This is a genomic window from Pseudomonas sp. GM80 (assembly GCF_000282515.1).
GTDB lineage: Bacteria > Pseudomonadota > Gammaproteobacteria > Pseudomonadales > Pseudomonadaceae > Aquipseudomonas.
This window is the reverse complement of record NZ_AKJD01000043.1, coordinates 19,516-43,041: the sequence shown is the minus strand read 5'-3', so window position 1 is coordinate 43,041 and position 23,526 is coordinate 19,516. Positions and strand designations below refer to the sequence as shown.

Here is a 23,526-nt window from a genome sequence, read left to right as displayed (position 1 = left end):
CGGCACGATGATGACCAGGGCGGTGGCAAGGCCGAAAATTATGTTTTGGCGCTTTATTCATCACGGCTCCGTTCACCATGTGAGGGATTTACCTATGAAACCTGCTTTCGTATTTTTGCTTCTCATTCACACTCTTACTGTCTGCAATATATCGGCAGCAGCTTCCGGAGCCGCTTACGAACCAGTATTGGACTCAGGCAACCAAGTTGGCCCATTTACAACCAATAGCAAGGTTATCATTTACCAGTCTCGCGCTGGGGCTATAGACATTATGAAGCAAGTGATGGATGAGCCTGAGTACGCTGTCTATGTTCAAGTAGAGAAAGCGTACACATTCGGTCCCAACAAATACGTGCTAGTCATCTCTACAGCCGAAGGCGGCAACAGCTGCCCAGCTACCACCTACACCGTGAGTTTCGACACCCGAACAGAATTGGTCGACGGCAAGACGTTGGTCGACGGCTGCTCAGATGAAGTTGACGTATCGACTGACGGGAACAAGCTCATCGTCAAAAAAGATGGCGCTCCCACCATAGTTTACGATGGATCAGTGAGATAGCGGCGTCTCCCACGAACCGCATTGATACGACTGAGTTTACTTCTGTTTACTCGTCCTGCTCGTCTACCAATTCCAGTAAAAAATGTGACATTTTTGGGACGCAACTAGTTTTATAGGGGCGGATCTTCTCTCAACAATTTAAAAAACCGTGATTCGTATTTCCCATGCTGTCGTATCGCACTTTGCTCACCAATGTTTTAGATCCAGGACAAGACTGATTCGGACGTTGCTGTGCGGGCACATCCGTAACATGTACCGCGGTTGATTAACCCAAACCTCAACCCCTATAGCTAGCTTCCGCATCGCGGCTATATCCACGAATGAACACCCGCTATGCGGAAGGCTACCAGGCAGCCGCGGAGGGGTTATCAGAAGCCGATGTACACGCGTCGCATCCATGGCGAGGCTGTTTGATGAAACTGTCATTCTGGAAACGTCATTCCTGGACAATGCGCCAGCGCCCTTCGGACGGCACATACAGAAATCTGCCTTGCTCTTGAACTTTGTTGGCGCCGGCGGCCTTCACCATACCCTTTAGAATGCTGTTGACGGCATCCCCGTGCCCTTGCCCGGCCGGAGAATTTTCCGTCGAGTGAAACTCCTGCTCGGTTTCCACATAATACTCACAGAAATAGCCCTGACTCTCCGCCGCCTTTTGACACCCAAGCTTCTTAAAATCCACTACATAGACGCTAAGGGTGTTTATTGGGCTACTGACTCTTGTATTCGCTTGTTCGACAGCTGCGCGCATCTCCGCTTCGGTTGGCTCGCGCCCTTGTACCGCCCCTGCGGTTGCCTTCGATATCTGCGGCTTGGACACGGTCGACTGGGCCCGTGAAAGCACGAAGGGCTCGCAGTCGCCCAAGTAGGCCTGACGCCTAACGTCCAGGTTTCGACCATCAGCCGACAGCAAGCCGTTTATCCCTTCGAAGGGATAATATTTCGGGTTTACCGGCATGAAGTACACCTTGCTTCCCTCCCTGTCCCTGACGAAGGTCGGCTTGATGGGATAACTGAGGGGGGAATCTCGCTCTGGACCGAACCCTCCATGGGACAGCGTCCCTGTACTGCCCTTCACCTGGATGGTAAGGGCCGTGATCCCTGGAGGGCATCGGGTTTGGCCTGTCCATGTACCATCGAAATCTGACTGCTCGTCAGCGGACACGCCCGTCGAAAACAACACCAACCCGCCTATTAGAAACCAACACTGCATCAGAGCATTTTTCATACTTCACCCTAAACGTGAAAAGCCAGAAAAATCTGCCGAAAGCACGCGTCCATTCCACAAGACGGCAAAACGTTCTCAATTTTCGTCCTGTCTTCGAGTCTAGCAATTTGAAAAGATTGTGAAGCACTTCTTGATGTGGAGCCGCGCTGAGAACATCTCAGGATACTTTGACTTTAAAGAATTGCGATGACCTTTCCTCAAGACGTAGTCCTTCCTAGGAACACCTGATTTGGCCAGCGGCGCAAACTGCTTTCTAAGGAACAACTCGATTTCAAAAATTATCGAATTCGGTGCTACAAGCACCTATTCCGAAGGCCCGCGAATGGAGTGCCTACACCCGCGCCCCTACCCTGGCAAACTTCCGCACTGCGGCTGAATCCGGTAAGTCCCGCCCTAAGCGAAAGGCAACCAGCACGGATCCTCTCCCAATGACATCTCCAGTATGGTCGCTAAATTTCCGCAGCCTAATTTATGCAATCCAAATTTGGGCCCTGCCTAAGCGCGCATCACTAAAATCTCTAGCATCCGAATGTCCACTCATTCTCACGACCCCTAACGGTTAACTACAATGAGTGATGCACTGGGAAGCTTGATATCCCAATCGATAGGCTCGGAAAGGGAACAAATTTTGACAAGGAACGCTGACGATTTCTATGAGCGCCTCAAGTCCCTAGACGATGAAAACCAATCCATACGTGTCGTTAAAAATAACGCGTTGCTGCTTCCTATGGACCACGTACTTCAGTTACTGAATACCACTCCGGCTGAAGCTTGGGAGGCCGCACGCATGGAGCGGCGGTATCTTCCCGTCGCCAAGACCATAGCGAAGATGACCGCTGAACCATCGGTGCGTCCAGGCCGCAGCGTGATTACCCGGTTATTCAGAGCAATGCCGGTCGAGGTCGCTGAGCGTGCGCTCCGGATACGGCCAGAAGGCTTCATTTGGCCAACCGGTGAACAATGGCGGGCTCTGTTTATTAGCAGCTTCTTCGCCCATCCAGCCGCGAAGAATTTCTGGCTTCAATTTGTTGACTCAGCCACTGCATTGAACGGCGAAATGCAACGAAAAAACGGGGCAGTCTCACTGTGGTATCAGTACGCAGCCTCTCCTTTAGTATCGCGCTTTGGTTGCCCTGCATTTCGCATTGCTTGTACGGCTCAGACAGAAATTATTGCCGATAACGAGGAATCGTTCGACGATCCGATTTTAATGAAATGCCACTCCGCAGACGTGATATCGGTTCTGCTCCGGATTGTGGCTTGGCACATTGCGGATATCGTCGTGACTGATTTCTGGGACATGGTCAAACAAGACGCACAAACCGACCTAGTACCCCTTGAGTCGCTTCTACCCAAATTCGATGAAAATACGAACGCTTGGAGCAACCCTACTCTTTCTGCTTTGGAACACTTGGCCAGTTGGTGCGGGTGGCAACGTAAGGGAATGGCCATAACCTATTTGGGAAAATTGTGGGCGAGGCATACCGTCTCGGGTAGCACTGAGGCCACATCCCGAATGAGGGTGCTGCGCAATTGGACTCAACGAAAAAAAGGAAGACCTAAATTCAGCTCGCTGCTTGATCTTGCTAATGCAGCAGTCTCAGAGAGATGCATGACTGATGGCGTTGATCCAAACCATCATGACCGTGACGCCAAGACACAAGCCGCGATCCTCCGATGGGCAGAAACGCTGGCATTGCTGCTGGCGTATTTGGAGTTTCAAGGGTTGTCAGTCCGTGAGATTTCTGAGGTGATGTCGACGTATAGCGATGAATATCGTACCGCTCGTAGGATACTCGGCAAACCAATGAATCCCGTAGATGAAGGCAGAGCCGCCAGTAGCGGCTCTGCTTAAGTGCCTACCTACGCCTTGTTTGCTGGTTTGGATTCATCTGCTTACCACGATCGCCCTGAGCCTTGTCATAAAGGGGGTTGGTACCCGGGGTTCCTTTGTTTGCGTTCTGCCCGTCGGCCTGGGCGTCTTGAGGAGCTTTAGGCTTAGTCATATCAGTTGTCCTCCTCTCGGTCTTCCCAATCATCAGGCCGCTCGTCCTCACCCCGGGATTGCCAGTAGGCATCGTTATTATGATTCAGCTGGTTGGAATGATTGTCTTGGTCGCTTTTCGCACTCATGGTCTATTCCTCGTCGGTAGGTAGAGGCCAGCGATATTTGCTGACCTGTTCAGCTTCATGCAGAGCAAACGCGACCGAAAGGGAACTCGTAGGGAAATTTTGAAGCTCCTAAGGTGATTTTGAGCGCGCTTTAGGTGGGTACGACTGCTGACCATCCCCATTCAACACCCATCGACTCGCCATTAACCGCGACCTGATCCAGTATCCATAATGGTTGTGAAACTGACGCTCGGTGCGTGCGCACACGCCTGTATGTCACTACGCTCAAGCACAACGCTGCCGAGTTCATTTGCCATGATACAAAGACTCAGTTTTAGCCCGGCTCTTCGACAATTCCGGCGAGCCGTTGCGCTCGTGGACGCGGGTCTGAGCGTGTCATCACTAAATGGGCCATGCACTGTGCCTGCCGTGAAGCAGAAGCGAACACGCTTCCGTACGCCGGCTATTAGCCCTTTCCTGCAACATGGTAGGACCTGCTTGTCACGACCAGCGTGCTAGTTGTTGAGCGTAAGGTCTGAGGAGACGTTTTGAAGCCATTCCCACTCAGCCCCGCCGCATCTCTGGACCTTTTCTTACAAGCGTGCCTGCCCCGCAAAGAGGCTGTCCCGGCAGCGTTAACAGATAACGCCGTCATCCCGGGCATCCCTAATGCTCGATACAGACTGGACTACGGCTTGGCCCCATTCCTTCAGGATGCGGTTGAGTCCAATAAACGCGAGAGTGAGGTTCTCGCCCGCGCCGGGATGCTGCACAGTTTCCTGCCGCTAGCGCACATGCTTGCAGTTTCCGGCGGCGGCGATGCCGGCGCTTTTGCAGCAGGGCTAATCGCTGGATGGACAACGCATGGGACTCGCCCCTCATTCAAGGTGGTCACGGGCATCAGCGCGGGCGCCTTGGTCGCTCCGTTCGCTTTCCTCGGGCCTGAGCACGATAGCGTTATTCGTCATGTCTCAAACGCAATAGGCCCCAAGGACGTTTTTCACTCGCGAAACGTCTTAACCCGTTTTGCCAGCGACGGTATAGCGGATAGCAAGCCACTGTCGCGGCTACTCGCAACATATGTTACTGCGGAGATTCTGACGGAAATCGCTGCGGAATACGCCAAAGGACGAATTCTGTTAATCGGAACAACCGACCTTGATTCAGGGCGGCCAGTCACCTGGAACATGGGGGCAATTGCCGAAAGCAAAGCACCTGGATCACTCGACCTTTTCCGCAACATCATGCTCGCATCGATGAGCATTCCAGGTGCTGTCTCACCCGTAATGATCGATGTGGAAGTCGATGGCGAACAGTTCCAGGAAATGCACGTGGACGGAGGAGTCATCACTCAAGTGTTTCTGTACCCTCCAACCACCATAACGGAGCTGAGCAAATCTAACGGAGCACCTATACGACGCGAACGTAATTTTTACGTTATTCGTAATGGGACATTGACCCCCCAGTGGTCCGGGACGAAACGCCGTACGTTGAGTATCGGAGGTCGAGCTATCAGCACCTTGATTCAAACTCAGGGGATCAGCGACCTAGAGCGGATTTACCGTATGGCTCAGCAAGACGAAGCAGATTTCAATCTCGCGTACATTGGCTCCGACTTTGACTTCCCCCATGGTCAAAATTTCGATGGCGAGTACATGAGGAGTTTGTTCGATTACGCCTTTCAGCTCGGCGCACAAGGCTATCCGTGGCAAAAATCGCCGCATTCAAGAAAAACCTAGACATTGGGAAATACAGCTTAAAGATTGAGCCATCTGGTGCTCCGCCTGACCGCCCTCCTCATCCATGAGAATCGAACCATGACCGGGCAAGATCGTGCAGAGCGGACGCTCGGCGAGAACCATGATCGCTGGCTTGAAGTTAGCTTTTAAGTAAGGGCTCATCCTGCCGATCTCTATCATCAGAGACCTACGGCACGTGGACGTAGGTGAGACCCGGAAATCAAAGTAGACCAAGCATGACAAATGACAATGATACAAATAAAACAGTACCGCTAGAAGAGACAATTACTGTCATTGAGGAACTTAGCCGGTGCAAACCTCTTAGTCCATCTGATCGACGCACAAGCGTCGAAACCTTTGCAGGTGTATTCGCCAACTGGTGTTTGGGCTTGTCAGGCCTTTGCTTAGCTCCTCCAGCTCTAATGGTATTTTTCTTCAATACGGTAGGTGTGTCAGTTCCGGTAAAAACTTTGGCACTTGCCTCTCTGACTGCATCATTGTTCATCGCATTTGCAGCCCTGTTAGCTCCGATTGTGGCCACCGGATGGACACTATTACGCTGGGAGACTGTTACGCTTCAAAATCTCAAGGCCGACATCCGGCACGAACAAAAAATTTCGACCGACCTCAGAAAAAATAGTGCTGATGCGCTTAAAGAAGCAAAAATGTGGTTAGAGTTAAAAATCAAAAGAGTCGATGCTCGTGTTACGTGGTTCTTTGGGGACAAAACAGCGGTACTAACCCTCATGGCAACGGCCTACCTATTTTCCAAAGAATTTGGTGGATTTGGATGGTTGCAGAAAACTTTGCAAGCAGGCCCTGGGATCAGCAACTTGGGTGACACGACCCTCTTGTATATGGCCGCACTCATACTAGGATTATCCATCGGAGCTGTTTTCTTGCGGCACATAGCAGCTCGATATCGCTACCAAGTCGAACTGATTGATCTCGCTCTACGCTGAACAATAGTCGCCACTCGGTTTGCAGTCGACTTTGGGAGCCTCCTTTCGACCGTCAGGGGGCGATTGCGAAAAGCGTTATGGTTGGACTGATGACCTTTGAAAACCATCATGGATTGTTCTCCCATTGGCCCAAAGTTCTACACAGATAATTGCCCGCCTCTTCGACTGCTTCCACTATGCACTCGTCGGCCCCAGACGGGAGCGCATGATCAAGGCAATATCAACGATTACATGCTGAAAGCACTAAGGTCACCATCGTCTTGAGCTTATCGATCGTACCTGCATAGATCCCATTTGAGTCAAGGCAGGCCATAGAGTAGGTGGCCGATGTCGAAAATAGTGAAGGGTTACTGAAATCGAGCTTCCCCTTTGGCAGCATAAAATCGATAACTCCGCCCCGATCATGCCAAGGTTGAACTTTGACATTGCTATTCGGCACCTTCTGCCCTAGTACCGGGTGGCCCTTGCCCCCCACTTCCGCACACTGCCGAAACCAAGAGACATCCTGCTGATCATCCAGGAGCGAATAATACGCAGTGTCGCCAGCGCAGCTGAACTGCATACTTTTGGTGCCATCCTGGGTTTCAGAAACAGCAACGAACAACCCCCTATCCGCATCACCCTCCACTCGCCACGGCAGCCATTTGTTTGGTTGGAAGGTGAGCTTTAGGTCTTGAGCCTCTTGCTTTGACAGCCAGCGCATCTCACCTGGACCTGCTTCTGCCGTCATTGCAACCAAGCGGAGGTCTACCCCCATCTCGACCCCATAAAGCATTAGGCCAGCCATGATTTTTTGGGTTGCGTCCAGATCCTCTCCCGAAAATTGCTTGATTGAAGGCTCGAATACTGCCGCGTTTTGGTAGAAACGGTGGACACCGATCTTCGCCCCATTGCCGACTAGGGAGCGCTCTACCCCACCCATGAACGCGTAGGTACATGCGGAGGCGCAGAATGTTGCCTGAGTTGAATACCCCAGTTTGCGTATGATTTTCCCCAACTGAATTCCCCCGCTGAGGCTCCCTCCTGGAGAGTCAAACCGGATGATCGTTGGCTCGAAAGGATGGTTTTTAAGATAAGCCACGAAGTCCACAGTGGTCTTGTCAGTGATGTCCCCCTTCGCATTGATCCAGGCTAGGCATGTGTCCGGATCTCGGCAAGGATCAGCCACCCCGCCATGGGAAAAAGTCATCTCTGCACTATGACCAAGTTCAGGAATCAACGTGGCGCCAATAAAAAGCAATGCGGCAAGCGGTACAGATTTTGAGAGCATAAATGAGCTTTTCCACAATTGGGTTGATCGGGAGCAACGTTTTGTCTTATCAAAACCAAACAGCACACTAGAAAAATAGCTGACTTGTGGTCATCTTTCCAATGCGGGTAATCCCGGAGATAAAATGTTACGATCGGCAGTGGTTTTTTAAAAAAATGCAATTGAAAGTAAGATGCATTGTACCTGTAGTGAGCGTATTCCAACACTTTAGAACCTGAAAGGTTTCACCACTCAAATTTAGAACGCATCAGAAAGCCTTACGAAAATTTAATACACCAACCAGGCATACAAATACATTGATAAAACCATTGCAATAGTTGACATGTATAATTTTGATAGTCAATATATTCTAAATACAACATTTACAGGAGAATCACGTGAAAGCATCGTTTGACAAATCAAAATCAAAATCAAAGACTAGAACTTTCTCATCAGTTCGTGACCTAGCTCCCTCGCTGATGGATTGGTGCGCCTCAGAGGAAGGCCAAGCCGCAACGCGAAAACTTAAAAATAAAAAAACTCCTCACACTTCACTTGAAGCATCTCCAGCCACTGATTTAGAAAAGCCCGGTACGCAACTCAGTATGTTTTAAAGCCAGGAGTAACAAGCGTTGAGTCACGGCAGAACTTACGCATTCGCTTTGAACAAAAACAGGGGGCGCAAAAATTAGGAAACAATCTTTGCTCTCCCCCCTCTACAACGTGCGCTCTTTGCAATTGATCAATGAGACCATAAGCCCCATTCTGGCAACATTCCGGCAAAACCGGGAACGTAGCCCCAACACGTCCACCAATGCTCCATATGGCAGGAGTGCGTAATTACCATCTCAGTGTAAACTTGAACATCATCCTCATCGGATTCAACCCGATGACACCATTATGATTCAGTGCAATTGATCCATTTCAATGACAGCACCTACCAGAATTATAGTCGCGAGCCTCATTCTTTCATTAGGCACTCATAAACGAGTTCATAGATTCTCTGCGCAAGAGATTCATCGTAGGCGACTCTGAAGCCTGTGACAGCCATCCCCTCGCTGTTCCAGATGCCGCCGTCTGATGTGTCGTAGTAGATCCACCAGATTGCCTGGTCCTTCTCCACAGCGAACCAATTTGAGTAGCCAGATGGACGACTTTCCCGCAGCAAGGGCGTTGCTTCTCTCTGCTTAGCTTGTTCCCAAGTACGCCATCTACTGACCTTCTCTCCAGTACGAGCGATGTGCTCTCTTATACTGCTGCGCGTGTGCATGAAACCCTCCCCCAGTCGCGAGCATACTGCACCAAGTACGAACCGCTTTGCGAAATTGCCCAGCCCGCTGCTGTTTCATTTCCTCGGAGACAATTGGCGATATCCCGATGATTCGTAGCTATTGCAACAAATGACACCCTTTTTGGCATTGTACGCATCAGACGCTGTCTTAACAGCGAGTAGACTAGGGGCCGAAGCCATGACCACGCTTAAATTAGCCATCAAAGACTTCGAGTTAAACGTTTCAATTCGCGGCCAAGGCTCGCCACTGCTCTTAATCAATGGCCTGGGTGGATTGATCCGTACCTTCGATCCGCTGCGGGAGGAACTCGCAGACTACAGAACCACTACGTTGGATGTGCTCGGGGTCGGCAAATCGCAAATGCCCCGCTGGCCGATGCGTCTGCCTGGCCATGCAAACCTGATTGCCGAGATGCTCAAGCAATTGGGAATAAACCAGGTTGATGTGTTCGGGGTGAGCTGGGGCGGTGCATTGGCGCAGGAGTTCGCCCTGCGTTACCCGAGAATGGTACGCAGGCTGATTCTAGCGGCGACCTCATCGGGTCCAGCGATGCTGGTGAAACCCGCCGACATTCTAGATTTTTGTCAGAAGCAACAGCGGAAGACAGCGCAAGCATGAAGGCTCAGGGACTTCCATACAGGCGCTGCTGCGCTTTGGCGTGGTGAACGGCATGCTAACGGCCAACCCTCGAACCTATTACCACCAACTCAGCGCCTTAATTGGTTGGACCAGCCTGCTGCGCTTGTCCCGTTTGCGCCAGCGCACATTCATCCTCACCGGCGAATGCGACACACTGGTGAGGCCGTACAATGCCAACATTCTACGCCGTAGTATTCGCCGTTCCGAGTTGCACGTCCTGCCGGACGAGGGGCATTTTTTCGTTGTGACCAGCGCCAAGCGAACCGCCAAAGTGGTACGCGAATTCCTCTGCCGGTAAGTGACAGGTAATAGCCGCGCTGATCGCCTACGGGCAGTTAAAGCCACTTCTATCCGTAGCCAGCCAACTCACAAAATATCCATTAATCACATCTGCTATACCTTATAAGCGGATAGGAACTGCCTGAATCACGATCCCCACTGGCATTTGTAGTAACACTCACGGACTGCGCTTGCAAAGTGTAATTATCAGGCATTCCGTATTTCACAACAGTTGTAATGATCAACCCTTCAGATTTGCCTGAAGGCGCGGGAAGTGGCGCACTGCCAGGTGCGGGGATCACTCCAGGTATATTTTTAGAAGGAACTACAGGCACATCAGGTGCAGGGAATGGTCCTCTGTAGTACAGTGAAGGTGAATCCGGAGGCGGCAGCATCATATCTCTGCTTACTTCAGTTACAATCACTGCATCATCCCCCTCGTCAACATCTACTCTATCTACCCCGCCGCTTGGAATTCTAACTCCTTGGTTAGGCGCCAAATAAGCCCGCCAGTCGCCATCAATCTTGACAAATTCGACAGTAGGAGAAGGCGGTATTACGCTGCTAGAAGGCCCAGTAGCAGATGAGTAACACCAACGTCCTTTAATAGTTTTCTTAGATACCGGGACAGGGTCAGGCGGCTTGGATGAGATAACGGGAACTTCCACGCTGCACTCATATGAAACATCTTCATTGTATAAGGCATTGATTCCGATAATTGTTTTTTTGCTCGCATCAGCTCGGACAATAGTGAGATTTTTCCTCCCTGGGTATATAACATCACCGTCTTTAGCAACCTTATTCTTGACGTCTCCGCCATCAATGCTACTTCCATTATAAATCGAAGATTTGAGAATTACCGTTTTACCGACGCCACTAGGTTTCCAAGAGTACATGAACGTTATTGTTTCATTATCGCTACTGGGTGAGACCAGGCAACTGAGACCATCCTTTTGAAGCATGCAGGTTCGCCATGCTTCAACCACCCCGTCCCCTAAAGCCTTCTGTGCGGAAAATCTATACTTCGCAGTAGCAGAGGAGCTAGAGGAATCACCACAGTTCGACTGCTTCCATTTATTGAAAGAACTTTCATCCTTACTTGCACTGGCACTGATAAATTTAAAGCTTCCACCTATGGACCCACCTGAGGAGGATTTTGCTTCAGAATATGATTTATTGCAAAATGCATACTTTGCCGCGGACTCCGCCTCACTTTGATCGACTATCGACGACGCGGTCATTAGTTTTTCATCTAAAATTGAATCACAGCTGTCCGCCAGAGCATGGCCAGCATTCACCGATAACAGAATCACGACAAATTTAAGAACTCTCATTACGCCGCTCTCCTTTCACCTATGATCACGTGCAACTATCACCAAAGGAATCAATGCAGATGAATCGTTCGGTTAGCGTAGACCGCTTTGGTGGCGTTTCACGATCGAGTTGTAAAAAAAACAGCATTTCGGCGAATGAGGTATTATCCATTCAAAATTCGTGTGGGCTGGTTTAGTGGCCCCGAGGCTTAATGTTTGCGATAGTGGCCCAGCATGCAGAAGGGCAGCTATGACATCAATAGTCTCCCCGCAGCTGCGCAGTGGACCGAGACTGGCTCGCAATCAGACCTTAGACTTTGGGGCCGCATAGTTGTCACCGGGTACTCCCGGCACAGATTCCGCCCGATTAGGTGCGACTAGGGCTATCTACGTTTTCGGGGCGACCTACATAATCAATATTTAGGTCGCCACGACAAATGAATCAGCTCCCTATGCGCTAAGGATTCGCTCTATGCGTTCACGCGCCGCCCCTGTGAGACGTTTGACGCCTAACAACCTGGCGACTTCCAAGGCCAAGTCCCCCGCATCGATGATGCTCGCTGCGATGCGCAGTTCCTCCGCTGCGATCTCTTCGATTGAGCGCGTGTCATTGGCCGATGCAGGAACACGGTATGTGGACCATTCCATCACATCGCCCTCGGCGTGCCAGACGAACACCTCTTCAAATCCCGCCTGCTGGACATGATGGTGTTGTTCAGCCAACTCCAGCACTCTGTCTCGAATAAGCCGTCCTGATCGCTGGAAACCGTGCGCGCGAGCGATACGCTGGACTAAGAGCGTGTCGAGAATTGGCGCTTCCTGGCGCAACACCTCTTCAATGATCTGACGGAGCACCGAGTTGTAAGCGGGCGAGTGAAACTGCTCGGCTTTGATCATGGGCGCAAGGCCAGAAAGATCAGCGACTCGGTACTCGCCCTTCTGTCCAAGGGACACTGGCTGATCAGTATGAGCACGTGCGATTCGAACCTCACCGATTTCCGCTGGCAACTCACTCGCAGAAGTAACCGGCGCTTCGAAATGCTCTCCGCTAACAGTGGAGTCACCTGCGAAATCGATAAGAATCGGAGCGGCCTGTGGCGCCTCCGATACCTGTCCGCTAAGAGTAGCTACTCGGGACTGGTCCAGTAGGTTGTTCAGAGCTGAGTGGAGCTTCTGTAAGGCACCTTCCTTATCGACCCACCATTCCGTGGACCAAAGTCGCACTAGGTTCCAGCCCAAGCCACTAAGAATCGCGCCTCGCACTTTGTCGCGATCACGAGCAGTGGCGGCACTGTGGTATGTGGCGCCATCACACTCGACACCGGCCAAGTAGTCGCCCGGACGATCAGGGTGAACAATGCCCAAATCGATGCGGAAACGCGACACGCCAATCTGTGGGACTACCTGCCAACCAAGGCGACGCAGCCCTTGAGCGACAGCTTCTTCAAACGGCGAGTCATATCCACCCACCGAGCCTTGGATAGCCTCGGCAAGTGCCCTTGGACCGCGCTGGGCGAATTCGATGAAGTGCTTCAAATCCCGGACTGCGCGAGCATTGGTACGGTTCAGATCGATCATCGACGGGTCGAACGACGTGAAGACCAACATTTCTCGTCGTGACCGTGTAATAGCAACGTTCAACCTGCGCCATCCGCCGTCTTTGTTGAGGGGGCCGAAGTTCATCGACATAACCTGCGCACCTGGCTCGGTTGGGCCATAGCCTATCCCGAGCATAATCAGATCCCGCTCATCTCCCTGGACTGTTTCCAGGTTTTTGACGACAACAGGTTCTGTTTGGGTGTCCTGGAAGAACGGCTCGATCTGCGGGTATTGCTTGCGTGCGGAATCCAACAAATCGTTGATCAGCTTTTGCTGATCAGAGTTTAGCGTGATGATCCCGATGGAATGACCCGCCGCGACGAACGCGGGATCGGTAAGGCGCTTGACGGTCTCGTTCACAATCGCTTCAGCTTCCGCCTGGTTGTACCGCCCTTTCCCCTTTGCGTACACGCCTTCAACTCTGCGCCACTCGACTGCGCTGGCACGGGTTTCTGCCGCGGGAAAGGTGATCAGATTGCTGTCGTAGTAGCGGTGGTTGGAGAACGCAATCAGGCTTTCATGGCGACTACGGTAGTGCCAGCTCAAACTGTGGCTTGGCACGCCTGCTCCCAGGCATTCGTCAAGGATGCTCTCCATGTCTTCGGCCGTGTCATCGTCACCCGCATTTGGACCGCGGCTGAAAAAGTTCGTGGGCGGCATCTGACGGGGGTCGCCGGCGATAACGACTTGCTTGCCCCGGGCTATCGAACCAATTGCATCCCAAGGGGCGATCTGCGAAGCCTCGTCAAAAATAACCAAATCGAACGGAGGCTGATCGGCAGGCAAGAACTGTGCAATCGACAACGGGCTCATGAGCATGCAGGGCGCCAGACGATTCAGCGCATCGCCCATCTCGATCGCCAACTGCCGGACTGGTTTGTGCCTGCGAGACTTCTGCAATTCATGCTTGAGAACGGCAAAGCCGCTGCTTTTAGGGATGTCATTCTTTGAAGGGATCAGGCCACATAATTTCGCCCGAATATAACGAACCGTCAGCTTCGCGATTTCATCATCCAAGCGAACGAAAGCACCGATGTCACTCATGTGCTCGGCAGCAACGAAATTCCTCAGAAGCGGCTCGCTGTCGATGCCGTGTGTCGCAAACCAATGGGCATAGGCCGTGACAAACGTTTCCTCGCTTGCGGACGGAATTAGGCTTCCTGTTTCTAGTGCTTGGGCGAGGCTCGCAAGTCCGGCTTCACAAGCCTGCTCACGCACTCGACACCAGTCGCACCAAGCCTTGAGTTGCTCTTCCTGCTGTTGAATAGAAAGTGACGTAGCCCGCAACGCTGCAACGCTTGGATGCGTGTCTGAGTTCCTTGCAGCCAATCCTGCGAACAGCCGAGCGGCTTCGTCATAGCGAGACAATGACTGCTGCAATGCCGATAACGCTGCGCTGATTTGCCCACCCGGCGCCAACATTTCATTCGCATCGATTACCAGACGCGCGACTGCGCCGCGCAATGAAACCAAGTGGTCGGGTGATTCGGCCAACCCACTCAGCATCCCGCGCAGAGTTTCAGCCAATGTTATGGCGCGTAGCGTACGGGGGGTATCGCTTTTCAAACCTTGCCAGCCAGGGATCGCCTGAATGTCACTTGCCAGTGTGTCCAGCTCTACAAGCTGCAAATGCAGGCGCTCGAAAATCGCGAGGTCACCGAGCGTATCCGGAAGACCGGCCGCACCTCCTAACGAGGCCAGTTTCTTCGATACTTTTTTCTTGGCGAAAGTAGCCAGAAACCAGAACTTGCCCTCTGCCTCTCGCCATTCACCATGCATAGCCTCCAGGGGTATTCGACGGCAAGCTTCATCGGCGTAATTCAGTGACAGGCTTTCCTCCAACTCCCGATAGCTCTCGATCAACTGGCAAGCACGCCGCGCTGCTTCGATACGCGTAACTGCATCTGGTGCAAACGCGAATGAAAGGTTCATCCCGTAGGACTCAACGACCAGGCTGATCAAATCGTGAAGTTGCTGTGCCTGTGTGGCTTCAGTCACAGGCAACGCCAAGTGAGTGAGGCTAAGAAGCCTCTCAGTTGCAGCATTTAACGCATCAAGGGCCTGTGGCAACTCACGTGAGGAGTCTGCAATTTGTGCCTGCCAGGCGTTCGACCATTGTGTCTGCGCCAGAGCACCGAACTTACCTGACAGGTCGCGCGCGGCAACACCGTTAAGCCCAAGCCGACGCGCGAGATCGAGTAACTGCCCATACTCGGCAGCATCGTGCTCCTTGCTTGGTGGCCAAGCCAGTTTCGGCGTCTGAGGGCCGTGATCACGAACGACACGACCAATCGCCTGATGCAGGGAAAGACCGTTGCTCCAGCGACGATGAAGGACCTCCACCAACTGGTTAAGTCGCGACCGCAGTGTTTGCAGTCGAGCAGCCTCACGCTCCCAATCCTCGGCGCTTAATGCGTCACGGACATCCCATGCGCGATCCAGCTGCTTGAGCACTTCAACTTTGGACGCTTTGCTTGAATGCAGCTCCAGGCAAAATTCGCCGAGCCCCTTCTCTGCCAGGCGTCGATAAACCACGTCAAGCGCCGCCCGTTTCTCTGCCACGAACAGCACGCGACGCCCTAACGCTAGGTTGTGAGCAATCATGTTCGCAATCGTCTGAGACTTACCGGTGCCCGGAGGTCCGTCCATTACAAAGCTATGAGTGCTGGCAGATGCCACGACGGCGGATAACTGCGAAGAGTCAGCTGGCAATGGCGCGAAAAGCTGAGCAGGCGTTACTGATGAGTCCAGACGCTCGGGCCTAGGAAACTCGTCTGAGCCGGAGAAGCCTTCGCCGGCTTCGCTAGGTTCCAACAAGTGCTTAACCAAAGGGCTTCGCAGCAGTTGCGCCGCATTGGCATTCAGATCCTTCCACATTAAATATTTGGCAAATGAGAAGGTGCCCAAAACTAGTTCAGTGCTCACCTCAAATCCAGGCACATCACGCACCGCTCGCCGCACCATATTCCAAATGCCCGTTACGTCGATGCCGCTTTCATCGCTTGGTAATTCGCCATCGAGCCCGGGTATCACCAACTCAAAATCATGTCGTAGTAATTCGAGCAGAGTCAGGTTGAAACGCGGCTCCTCGTCGAGCAGCGTCAGCGTCACCCCGGACAAAGCACTTTTGCGTTCAAGCTTCACAGGCAGCAATATCAGTGGCGCGGAGTAGGTCTTCGGGTCTTCTGCGCTTTTCTTCCACTTTAGAAAGCCAATAGCCAAAAACAGGGTGTTAGCCCCGCCCTCCTCCAAATCGCTGCGCGCCTTTCGGAACAGCTCAATCAAGGTTGCTTCAAGCTTGGCCTTCTCCAGGCTGGCTAGTACTTCACCCCGAGCAAGTGCTTGACGGGCGACCTCGTCGATCAGACTTTCATTATTCTGCTGCTCGTATACGGCTACATCACGACCACTGCTGTTCAGATCAGGTACTGACACCACACGGATGCGCTGACCACTGGAAAGAAGATCTTCAAGAGCTGCTGGATCCGGGCAGAGAAGACGCACGCCTTTCGCGCTGTCTGGCAAATGCAGCAGTCGGTTGCGAGTAGTCAGATCAAGAAGTTTGCGTTGCCACAGCGTTAATTTGCCGGCAGGACCTTCGGTACTTTCGCTGATTTCGACGTCGAAACCAGGGAGTGCGGGGGCCTCCTCCAACCCTTCAGCCGCCGGCGGAGCATCATCGGCAACATCAGATACATTCACTGATGACACTAGCGCCATTGGGCGGATCTTCTGCATCCGAGCACGGTGCAAATCGATAGCCATGATGAACTGTTCATCATCGAGTTGTCGCTCAGCAGCCGCGACAGCTTGGGAAAAGCTAGGCGCGGGCGCCTGCGTAGCAAGGGTGGTTTCGAAAACCACCATTTCCTTTAGGTCCAAACGCTTGCGTACTGCCGATGCCTCATCGGTCAGCAGCTGAGAAAACTCTTGCGGCTGCAACCAAACGCCCGTAAACGCGTGCCCCTTTGTCATGATCAGCAGGGCATTCAATCCAGCCTGCTCCAAAGCCGCAGCGAACAGTAATGCCGTATCCAGACAGGTCGCCACGCCGTTTTCCAGAATGACGCTTGGTGGTCTAATCTTCTGACCCTGCTGCTCAAAACTGGCTGGAGGCAAGGCATAACTCAACTGAAAGCTGCACACCCCTGACCAAATGGCGGAGGCAAGCTCCCAAGTGCGCGTACGCGATTTGCTTTCATAGCCATCAATGCCGTCTTTCTTACCTGCGCGCCGCAAGACTTGAGAAGCAGCTTTTAGTACTCGGTCCACCGCGGGATCATTGGGCATGCAGAAAGCCGCAAGCAACTCCGGCATGGCACTCAATCCACCCCATTCAGTGCGAGCGAGCAGCTCGGTGGGAAAGCGCTGTTCGACGAGTACGTTGTCGCCTTGGGATAAGCGCATGACCACATCGGCGCTCAAGCTTTCGCTCAGCCCGGACAGATAGCCAGCATTCAGCTTGATGTCGCGTTCAGAAATGCTGAGGCGATCACCCGCATGGATACGGTCTATATGCCAGGTTCGGCTTTCAACGAAATCCGGGTCGGCGCTTAGAGTCAGTACCAGATTTTCAAGATTTGTTTCTTCCTGGTTCCAAATGCTCAATTCTCGTACAAGCGGAATGGCATTTTGATGGGAAGCGAAGCCGATCTTCCGGGCGATCAGCGCCTCAATTTTGATGTTCATTCACAGGCTCCTGGAGCTGCCAGCGCTTGCCTCGCGAAGAGGCCGAGAAATGGTGCCTATAGTCCATGACTAATCACTGGATTGGAATTTCTTTATCTCAGAATCCGAACGTATTGGTCAGGTAAATGTGTTCAAGTAAATGCTGTGTGTGGCAGGTAAGAGAATCTGCTGCGCGATCAGCCGGCCGATTCGTGGGCTTAGTCAGAACCACTGCGCTCTTCCGGCATCCTGGAAGATCAACGACCACTGACGACGTGTCTCAACTCACATGGAGAATGAAAGCATCAAAACGGTAAATCGCAGCAACCCAGGTAACTTGTAGATCATGTCAGAAGCCTCATAAAATCATGCCCCGCCGGTTGCGCTGGTTGAAAGTGCTTCATATACAAAATTGTGCCTGAGACCTTCGGCCGCCTAAAGGAATGTACCGATATGAAAATCGCTTTAGTAGACGGCGTCCGAACAATCCCTTGCCCCGGTACACGCTGGAGTTGCTAAGCATGTGGTGCGCTTACGACGGCCAAATGCTGAGAGCAAAAAGTCTAGCTTTGGGCGCATAGATGAAGGCGAGTATGTGATCCATGGGGGGAGAACGAAGGCGAATGTCACCGTGCCTAGATCCGCAAGTACTTGCGCGGCTGAGGGAGGTGGCTAGCTGCCTTTGAAATGCCACGTCAAAAACTGGTCGAAATGACTGGGTTTTCAACTCACAGTTCAATCTATCGTGGCAAACACAATCCTTAGTTCGGCCTCACTCAACTCCACTACCGGCGGATTTCCTAACTCTCGACGAAGGAAGCTAAAAGCACGTTCGTATAAGCTAGCTATCCCGGAATGGACGCAAGGCCATCATTTTTGGCATTGCGCAGCGCCGGGCGGAGTGGTATTTCTCTGCCCGGACTGAGGTGAAGTCGCGCAAGCAGGGTCATCCGTGACCGCATCCGTAGTCGGCAAACAGCAATCCTTATTTTGGATAGGCTAATTGGTTGGTGGAAAAAAGGAGTCGATCAGCAGTGAAGCGTGATGATAGAGAAGAGTTAGTAAATGATCCTGGCATCTCAGGACGCTTCGTTCAAGCTGAAGGGGATGTACTCTACCGGTGGAACGATCCCAGTAAGAGGAAGCTAAGATATTGGCAACTAGCGTTTTTATCTCTCGCCGTCGGAAGCATAACAACTTCCATTACAGGCGTACCTGCCGATAAGGTCATTGAAGCTTTTAGCCAAATCAATCTCGATTTCACTAGAGACGTTCTATCAATTGTTCTGCCTCTTATAGCACTGTTCATCGGCTTCCTGTTCAGTCTACCAAAAAGAAACGTTAGCTCTACAAAAGATAGCTTTCAAGACATCGATCTGCGCGCGCGCAGCAAGGAGCAATTACTCTCCGTCAGAAAACTCCGCGCTGAAATCGAAAGCCTCAAAAATGGTTTAACCCAAGAAACTAAAGAAGAACCTGCAAAACCAAAAGACCATTATGAAGATTACATACTAAATCTGATTCAAACACTGGACAAACACGTAACCCTCGCCGAGGAAAAAGCTTCCAAGCTTCTTGATACGGGTACGAAATACCTGCGAAGAGGCATATATTTTTATATTGCCAGCATCATAATTTGGCAGCTAGCCTTCCATTATTGGGGCGGGACAACCTATATGATCTACGGCATCGTCTCTTGCTCCATAGCCTTTTTAGTAGTCGAATTTCTAGCCGCATGGTTTCTTAAGCAATATCGAAGTTTCATAGAGTCGTCCATGCAGTTCATGAAGGTCCGTTCCGTATTTGACCGTTATCTCTTAGCCTACTATTCGTTGAAGGAATTCAGCGATGACAGCAACAAGTCTGAAACAAGATCACTGATGCTAAAAGTCTTGGAAGAGAAAGCTGGCTGGCCAGACTCTGCGACATTGCCTGCCGATGTAAATCATATGGTACAGATGTTTTCATCCGTTTCTGAACTCCTTGAGAAGATCAAACCATTCAAATCTAATGAGACTGGGAAGGCGCTCTGACCTTGATGAGATATGCCAGTGAGCCTTAGCGGACCTGCACAGTTAAAATCTTCAGATCAGCCAAATCCGGACCAGGGACCGAAGGGAGCGTTACTCAGCCCAATTTCTGTGTAACTTAGGATGCGGCAATCACCCAAGCAGAGACTCTTCTGGGCCATTTCCCCCGAGGGGGTGAACCTTAGATCAGGAGATCTTGCTGATGGGTAGTCTATTGATTTAACGAGGTATTGCATCCCGCGAGCGCTCGAAAGCTGCCTTCCCGCCCGTCTTGGTTTACCCCTCCTAGTACGTGCGATTGAATGGAGGGGTATTCACTAAAATGTTCCCCGTTAATGCCCCAATGACCTGAGGCGAAGCGCCATACATTCAGCATCGGACCATTTCATCAGCGCGTTTCTTTAAGCAATACTCATGAGCTGGTCAGCCCTCGTTACCTATCGCCAACTTCATTATTTCTGGATTATCGATGGTAAGCTTCTGTAGTCGAACGGTCACTGCATCACTCAATGCTGATGAGGGAGGTAATTTTCCACAAATAACAGCCACAATGTATTCGGAAAGAAGACTGGCTTGGTTAATTTCTTCTAACGCCGGCAGCAAGATTTCTAACGTTTTTTCTTTTTCGATCACGCCGAACTCTATAGCAGAGGCGTTTCTGACCAAGGCAGCCCGAATAAGACCTTCGGAATAAAGGGAGAAATTTATAGCTCCTAGCGCTTGGGTGTAGGGAAAGCCCGGCGCTAAACGTTTCGATTCATCTTCTGCGGTTCGCATTTGCTGAAGAGCGGAAGCAACCGCGAGTACCACACCACAAATAGCGGTTTTTTCTGGCGCAAGATAGGAGTCGGAGCCCAGTGTTAAAGCCTCTGTATTTTCATCAATATGAAATATGGATTCAGTTCCGCGAACGCCATCATGCAAATTTGACAGCCGAGAAACTCTTTCATAAAACCGTCCAGAACCTTTCAAAGCGGGTTTTATTGAACCTTTAATTGCCCCAAGCTCAAGGCACCACGGGCAATCCAGCGGACCGAAATCGGGCAACACGAGCTTCTCGATGTACGAAAACTCTCTCAATACCCGGGCATCTTTGTAAGCTAGGGAGCTTTGGAGCGCTTTCTCTGCTAATGCAGAGGTAGGCCTGTAAACTCCGGCCATGAAAATAATATTTGTAATGGCAGCGCTCAACTCCGCGCTCTCTCGAATAAAGTTGTTCAGCTTTTCGAAAGACTTACCATTGATAGTTACAGAATCATATATGATTACTTTGTCTGATTTTTGTACGCACTCTAATACTTCTTTTCCTAGAACAGACTCTGGTCCATTCAAGTAATAAAACGCAGCGTCTTGGGAGCGGACTTCAGCTTCGACAACGGGATCATGAACAAGCGATAAAACAACGGAATTGTTTGTCAATTTAGACGCGAGTTGCTCGGACAAGGCTTTAGCAAAAATAGCAAGACTGGAGATCTGATTGTAATCTATATAATATGCATAATGCTTGTTCCCTTTCGAAATATCGCCCTTATGAAAGGAAACAATGTCATTCAAATGATGATGGTACTTATGAAAAAAATTATAGCCGGTCTCGGCAATTCCTCTAGTCAGTTTTACGCCTGAATCCGTAGCATCTTTTATATAATAAGCACTTGGATGAATTTCAATAGCCTTGCTTCCTTTCTGACAAAACTCACAGCTATCAAAGTGATAATTCACTACATTACGATCAACACAGCAACAGCTATATTCCTGCTCGACGAAAGAATATACCGAAACGATAGATAGTTTTTTCGTCGCATACGCCCCCTGAAAAATCTCCTTGAATTTTTCGACCAAGCTGCCACTACTCACAACACTGACAAGTAATAGCGGACTTACAGATACCTTAAGCTCTGGCGTCGCAGCGCAAACCACACTTCTACAATCAATTATCTTTTTTGCTGGGTGAGCAGGTAGTGCGTCAAACACCGTATCCTTACTCAATATCTGTAAAGCTCTCAACGGAATCGCAGCTATTGACCAAGAATCAATAAAGATATAATCAGACTCATCTATGCATTTAAGCAACCAAAAGGTAACTCTATCCAAATCGTCCCGATTCTTAATGGAGTCACCCAACCTGAAAAATGCGTTTGTGTGATTATGGGATGGGGTTGCGAAATGATATTGCGCGCTACCTCGAATGAAGCTTTCACTAGAGTGTTTGTTAAGCAATCTTTCCAGATCGATAGACGCAACTCTTTTTACATCGAAACCTTTTTCGACCAGCGTAACCGCTGCTGGTGTTATGTTGTACAACTGATATTGCTTGACCTTTTTGCAGTAGAAGATAATAGCTATACAATCGAGATTTAACCGAGCTACTAATTTTTCTCTTATTGGCGCATTTTCCTCACTACCCATTGCTTGTAAAAATAGCGAATTCGTCGCAAGGATATAGCATATATCATACGGCTCATCTGAAGCGCTTGTTGATATCAATAAGAGTGGTTCAACGTCTGCTGGCGCCACCATACCAGTGCAATTGATAATCACAGGATTCATAAGTCAGACCGGAATTATTAGCGACAGCGATGTCGAAAGATTGTCGACAGGGAGGTTTAAGTCCGTCACATGTGTCTCAGGTAAGAATTCGTCACTTTTATAATCATAGTTTAAACAAAGCACTCCAGAAGTAGTCATGACCACTAATCCCTTGAGTTTATGAGCGCACTCCATCGCCGCGAATAAACCTAAACCCCGACTTATTGGGGCGCGCTGAATCTTTGAGGTACTATTTTTTTGAAATGCGCTTCTAACAACTTCAGTTTTAGTTTGGCCAGGCAGCGCGCCCTTCAAAGTATCAAAAATGCCGCTACCCGAATCTACTATATCGATTATTAAATATTTTTTAGCTCCATCTTTCTGAAACCTAAACTTAAGATAAGAACTTAGGGCAATTGGCAAATCCGAATTTTCAATCTCGCTTAAACTATTATAGATCACCCGAGAGACTTTCATGTATCTAAGGGAAACACTAGTACTCCGAGCATGATGAATGGTGTTTTCCCAAACCTCCTTAAGAAAGACATATAAGCTCATTGAACTTACGATCTTCCCTAACGACTTTCTTGCGCTTTTGGTATCTCCAACCATGCACTGTTCAATTTTCGGACCTAAGAGCGATCTAAAATCAGTCTCCGATGGTTCCGCACTGCCAAGATTAAGAATTGGAGGATGTACAAAGTACGGGTCTAAGGCGTACAATGAGTATGATTGTCCACTTTCGTACGCACCGTAGTCCATGTCGACAGTACTACCCACTTCCTCCACTAGCTTCTCAGTAATGACCTCGTCATATCGATCAACGACCACCACGTCTTGAATACAAATATTTATGAAACACGGCAAACAAAGATAGCTATCTTTAATGCCATGCTGAGAAAGTTCTGCGCTTGATAGATGAATCTTTACTTGGTCGAGACTTCCTAATCGGCTCAAAGCAATAATGCACGATATAAAAAATCCTTCTGCACCTAGGGAAAAACTCGCGTCCTTTTCGAAAACAAGACTAACCCGACTATTTAGATCAATTTGCTTGATTAAATAATTAATCGAGCAACCTGAGGAAATTTTAACTTCACTCATTAATAAATACCTCAACAGCCTTGGAATTTTATGGATCAGTGTATCACGGGCCATCTAAACAGCAGCTCTTCAGGAGCCTCGGCAGTCTTAAAACTCACCATCCATCGACCGACACACCTTGGCAAATTAAACCGCCAGGCTAGGGATTCACACGGGCGCTCCGTCTACTCGCACCGAAGCTATCCCGGAGTCATCGTAGGGAATGCTTACCTCAACGACTTTTCCTG

General features: G+C 50.4%; 15 protein-coding genes. 8 read left to right on the top strand and 7 right to left on the bottom strand.

Annotated elements, in window-relative coordinates; all coding sequences use genetic code 11:
• Nucleotides 1-94: 94 nt before the first annotated feature.
• Nucleotides 95-559 (top strand): hypothetical protein, encoded by a 465-nt coding sequence (locus PMI37_RS05655; RefSeq protein WP_157173071.1) that lies wholly within the window; start codon nt 95-97, stop codon nt 557-559.
• A gap of 436 nt (nt 560-995) precedes the next feature.
• Here the strand turns inward: PMI37_RS05655 and PMI37_RS05650 are convergent, their stop codons facing one another.
• Nucleotides 996-1,517: a hypothetical protein gene (locus PMI37_RS05650; RefSeq protein WP_157173070.1), complete on the bottom strand. Its 522-nt coding sequence runs from the start codon at nt 1,515-1,517 to the stop codon at nt 996-998.
• Nucleotides 1,518-2,355: 838 nt separating this feature from the next.
• On the opposite strand from PMI37_RS05650, the gene PMI37_RS05645 reads away from it, so the two are divergent.
• The 3 genes from PMI37_RS05645 (at nt 2,356) to PMI37_RS05635 (ending at nt 6,600) form a co-directional block, all read left to right on the top strand.
• Entirely contained in the window at nt 2,356-3,642 is a 1,287-nt protein-coding gene (locus PMI37_RS05645) for a hypothetical protein (RefSeq protein ID WP_052635258.1), read from the top strand.
• An 805-nt stretch (nt 3,643-4,447) separates the two neighbouring features.
• The gene (locus tag PMI37_RS05640; RefSeq protein ID WP_008078949.1) at nt 4,448-5,638 is read left to right on the top strand and encodes a patatin-like phospholipase family protein; all 1,191 of its coding nucleotides are present in this window, start codon (nt 4,448-4,450) and stop codon (nt 5,636-5,638) included.
• A gap of 236 nt (nt 5,639-5,874) precedes the next feature.
• The gene (locus PMI37_RS05635) at nt 5,875-6,600 is read left to right on the top strand and encodes a hypothetical protein (RefSeq protein WP_157173069.1); all 726 of its coding nucleotides are present in this window, start codon (nt 5,875-5,877) and stop codon (nt 6,598-6,600) included.
• 220 nt (nt 6,601-6,820) lie between these two features.
• Here PMI37_RS05635 and PMI37_RS05630 read toward each other — a convergent pair whose 3' ends face one another.
• A complete protein-coding gene (locus tag PMI37_RS05630) occupies nt 6,821-7,870 on the bottom strand; it encodes a hypothetical protein (RefSeq protein ID WP_008078946.1) in 1,050 nt (349 codons plus the stop codon).
• Nucleotides 7,871-8,247: 377 nt separating this feature from the next.
• Here PMI37_RS05630 and PMI37_RS31795 point away from each other — a divergent pair, with 377 nt between their 5' ends.
• Nucleotides 8,248-8,463, top strand: coding sequence for a hypothetical protein (locus tag PMI37_RS31795; protein ID WP_157173068.1), 216 nt, complete (start codon nt 8,248-8,250; stop codon nt 8,461-8,463).
• Nucleotides 8,464-8,810: 347 nt separating this feature from the next.
• Here PMI37_RS31795 and PMI37_RS05625 read toward each other — a convergent pair whose 3' ends face one another.
• Nucleotides 8,811-9,119: a hypothetical protein gene (locus PMI37_RS05625; protein ID WP_008078945.1), complete on the bottom strand. Its 309-nt coding sequence runs from the start codon at nt 9,117-9,119 to the stop codon at nt 8,811-8,813.
• Nucleotides 9,120-9,318: 199 nt separating this feature from the next.
• Here PMI37_RS05625 and PMI37_RS32185 point away from each other — a divergent pair, with 199 nt between their 5' ends.
• Both PMI37_RS32185 and PMI37_RS32180 read left to right on the top strand, forming a co-directional pair.
• Nucleotides 9,319-9,759: an alpha/beta fold hydrolase gene (locus PMI37_RS32185; RefSeq protein ID WP_008078944.1), complete on the top strand. Its 441-nt coding sequence runs from the start codon at nt 9,319-9,321 to the stop codon at nt 9,757-9,759.
• Between the two features lie 52 nt (nt 9,760-9,811).
• Nucleotides 9,812-10,078 carry an alpha/beta fold hydrolase gene (locus PMI37_RS32180; RefSeq protein ID WP_008078943.1) on the top strand — a complete coding sequence of 89 codons (267 nt, stop codon included), beginning with the start codon at nt 9,812-9,814 and terminating at the stop codon, nt 10,076-10,078.
• 82 nt (nt 10,079-10,160) lie between these two features.
• Here PMI37_RS32180 and PMI37_RS31790 read toward each other — a convergent pair whose 3' ends face one another.
• Nucleotides 10,161-11,393 (bottom strand): hypothetical protein, encoded by a 1,233-nt coding sequence (locus PMI37_RS31790; protein ID WP_008078942.1) that lies wholly within the window; start codon nt 11,391-11,393, stop codon nt 10,161-10,163.
• 429 nt (nt 11,394-11,822) lie between these two features.
• The gene (locus tag PMI37_RS05605) at nt 11,823-17,660 is read right to left on the bottom strand and encodes a DUF3320 domain-containing protein (protein ID WP_008078941.1); all 5,838 of its coding nucleotides are present in this window, start codon (nt 17,658-17,660) and stop codon (nt 11,823-11,825) included.
• 1,013 nt (nt 17,661-18,673) lie between these two features.
• Here PMI37_RS05605 and PMI37_RS05600 point away from each other — a divergent pair.
• Nucleotides 18,674-19,672, top strand: coding sequence for a hypothetical protein (locus PMI37_RS05600; protein WP_008078940.1), 999 nt, complete (start codon nt 18,674-18,676; stop codon nt 19,670-19,672).
• Nucleotides 19,673-20,092: 420 nt separating this feature from the next.
• Here PMI37_RS05600 and PMI37_RS05595 read toward each other — a convergent pair whose 3' ends face one another.
• Together PMI37_RS05595 and PMI37_RS05590 are read right to left on the bottom strand one after the other, a co-directional pair.
• A complete protein-coding gene (locus PMI37_RS05595) occupies nt 20,093-22,216 on the bottom strand; it encodes a hypothetical protein (protein ID WP_008078939.1) in 2,124 nt (707 codons plus the stop codon).
• A gap of 3 nt (nt 22,217-22,219) precedes the next feature.
• Complete coding sequence (locus PMI37_RS05590) at nt 22,220-23,299, bottom strand: hypothetical protein (protein ID WP_008078938.1); 1,080 nt, start codon at nt 23,297-23,299, stop codon at nt 22,220-22,222.
• Nucleotides 23,300-23,526: the final 227 nt, after the last annotated feature.

Excerpts from the sequence above, each read along its gene's own strand:
- PMI37_RS31790 (WP_008078942.1), bottom strand. The coding sequence starts at position 11,393 with ATGAGAGTTCTTAAATTTGTCGTGATTCTGTTATCGGTGAATGCTGGC.
- PMI37_RS05590 (WP_008078938.1), bottom strand. The coding sequence starts at position 23,299 with ATGAGTGAAGTTAAAATTTCCTCAGGTTGCTCGATTAATTATTTAATC.
- PMI37_RS32180 (WP_008078943.1), top strand. The coding sequence starts at position 9,812 with ATGCTAACGGCCAACCCTCGAACCTATTACCACCAACTCAGCGCCTTA.
- PMI37_RS05605 (WP_008078941.1), bottom strand. The coding sequence starts at position 17,660 with ATGAACATCAAAATTGAGGCGCTGATCGCCCGGAAGATCGGCTTCGCT.
- PMI37_RS05645 (WP_052635258.1), top strand. The coding sequence starts at position 2,356 with ATGAGTGATGCACTGGGAAGCTTGATATCCCAATCGATAGGCTCGGAA.
- PMI37_RS05650 (WP_157173070.1), bottom strand. The coding sequence starts at position 1,517 with ATGCCGGTAAACCCGAAATATTATCCCTTCGAAGGGATAAACGGCTTG.
- PMI37_RS05595 (WP_008078939.1), bottom strand. The coding sequence starts at position 22,216 with ATGAATCCTGTGATTATCAATTGCACTGGTATGGTGGCGCCAGCAGAC.
- PMI37_RS05655 (WP_157173071.1), top strand. The coding sequence starts at position 95 with ATGAAACCTGCTTTCGTATTTTTGCTTCTCATTCACACTCTTACTGTC.
- PMI37_RS05630 (WP_008078946.1), bottom strand. The coding sequence starts at position 7,870 with ATGCTCTCAAAATCTGTACCGCTTGCCGCATTGCTTTTTATTGGCGCC.
- PMI37_RS05625 (WP_008078945.1), bottom strand. The coding sequence starts at position 9,119 with ATGCACACGCGCAGCAGTATAAGAGAGCACATCGCTCGTACTGGAGAG.
- PMI37_RS32185 (WP_008078944.1), top strand. The coding sequence starts at position 9,319 with ATGACCACGCTTAAATTAGCCATCAAAGACTTCGAGTTAAACGTTTCA.
- PMI37_RS05635 (WP_157173069.1), top strand. The coding sequence starts at position 5,875 with ATGACAAATGACAATGATACAAATAAAACAGTACCGCTAGAAGAGACA.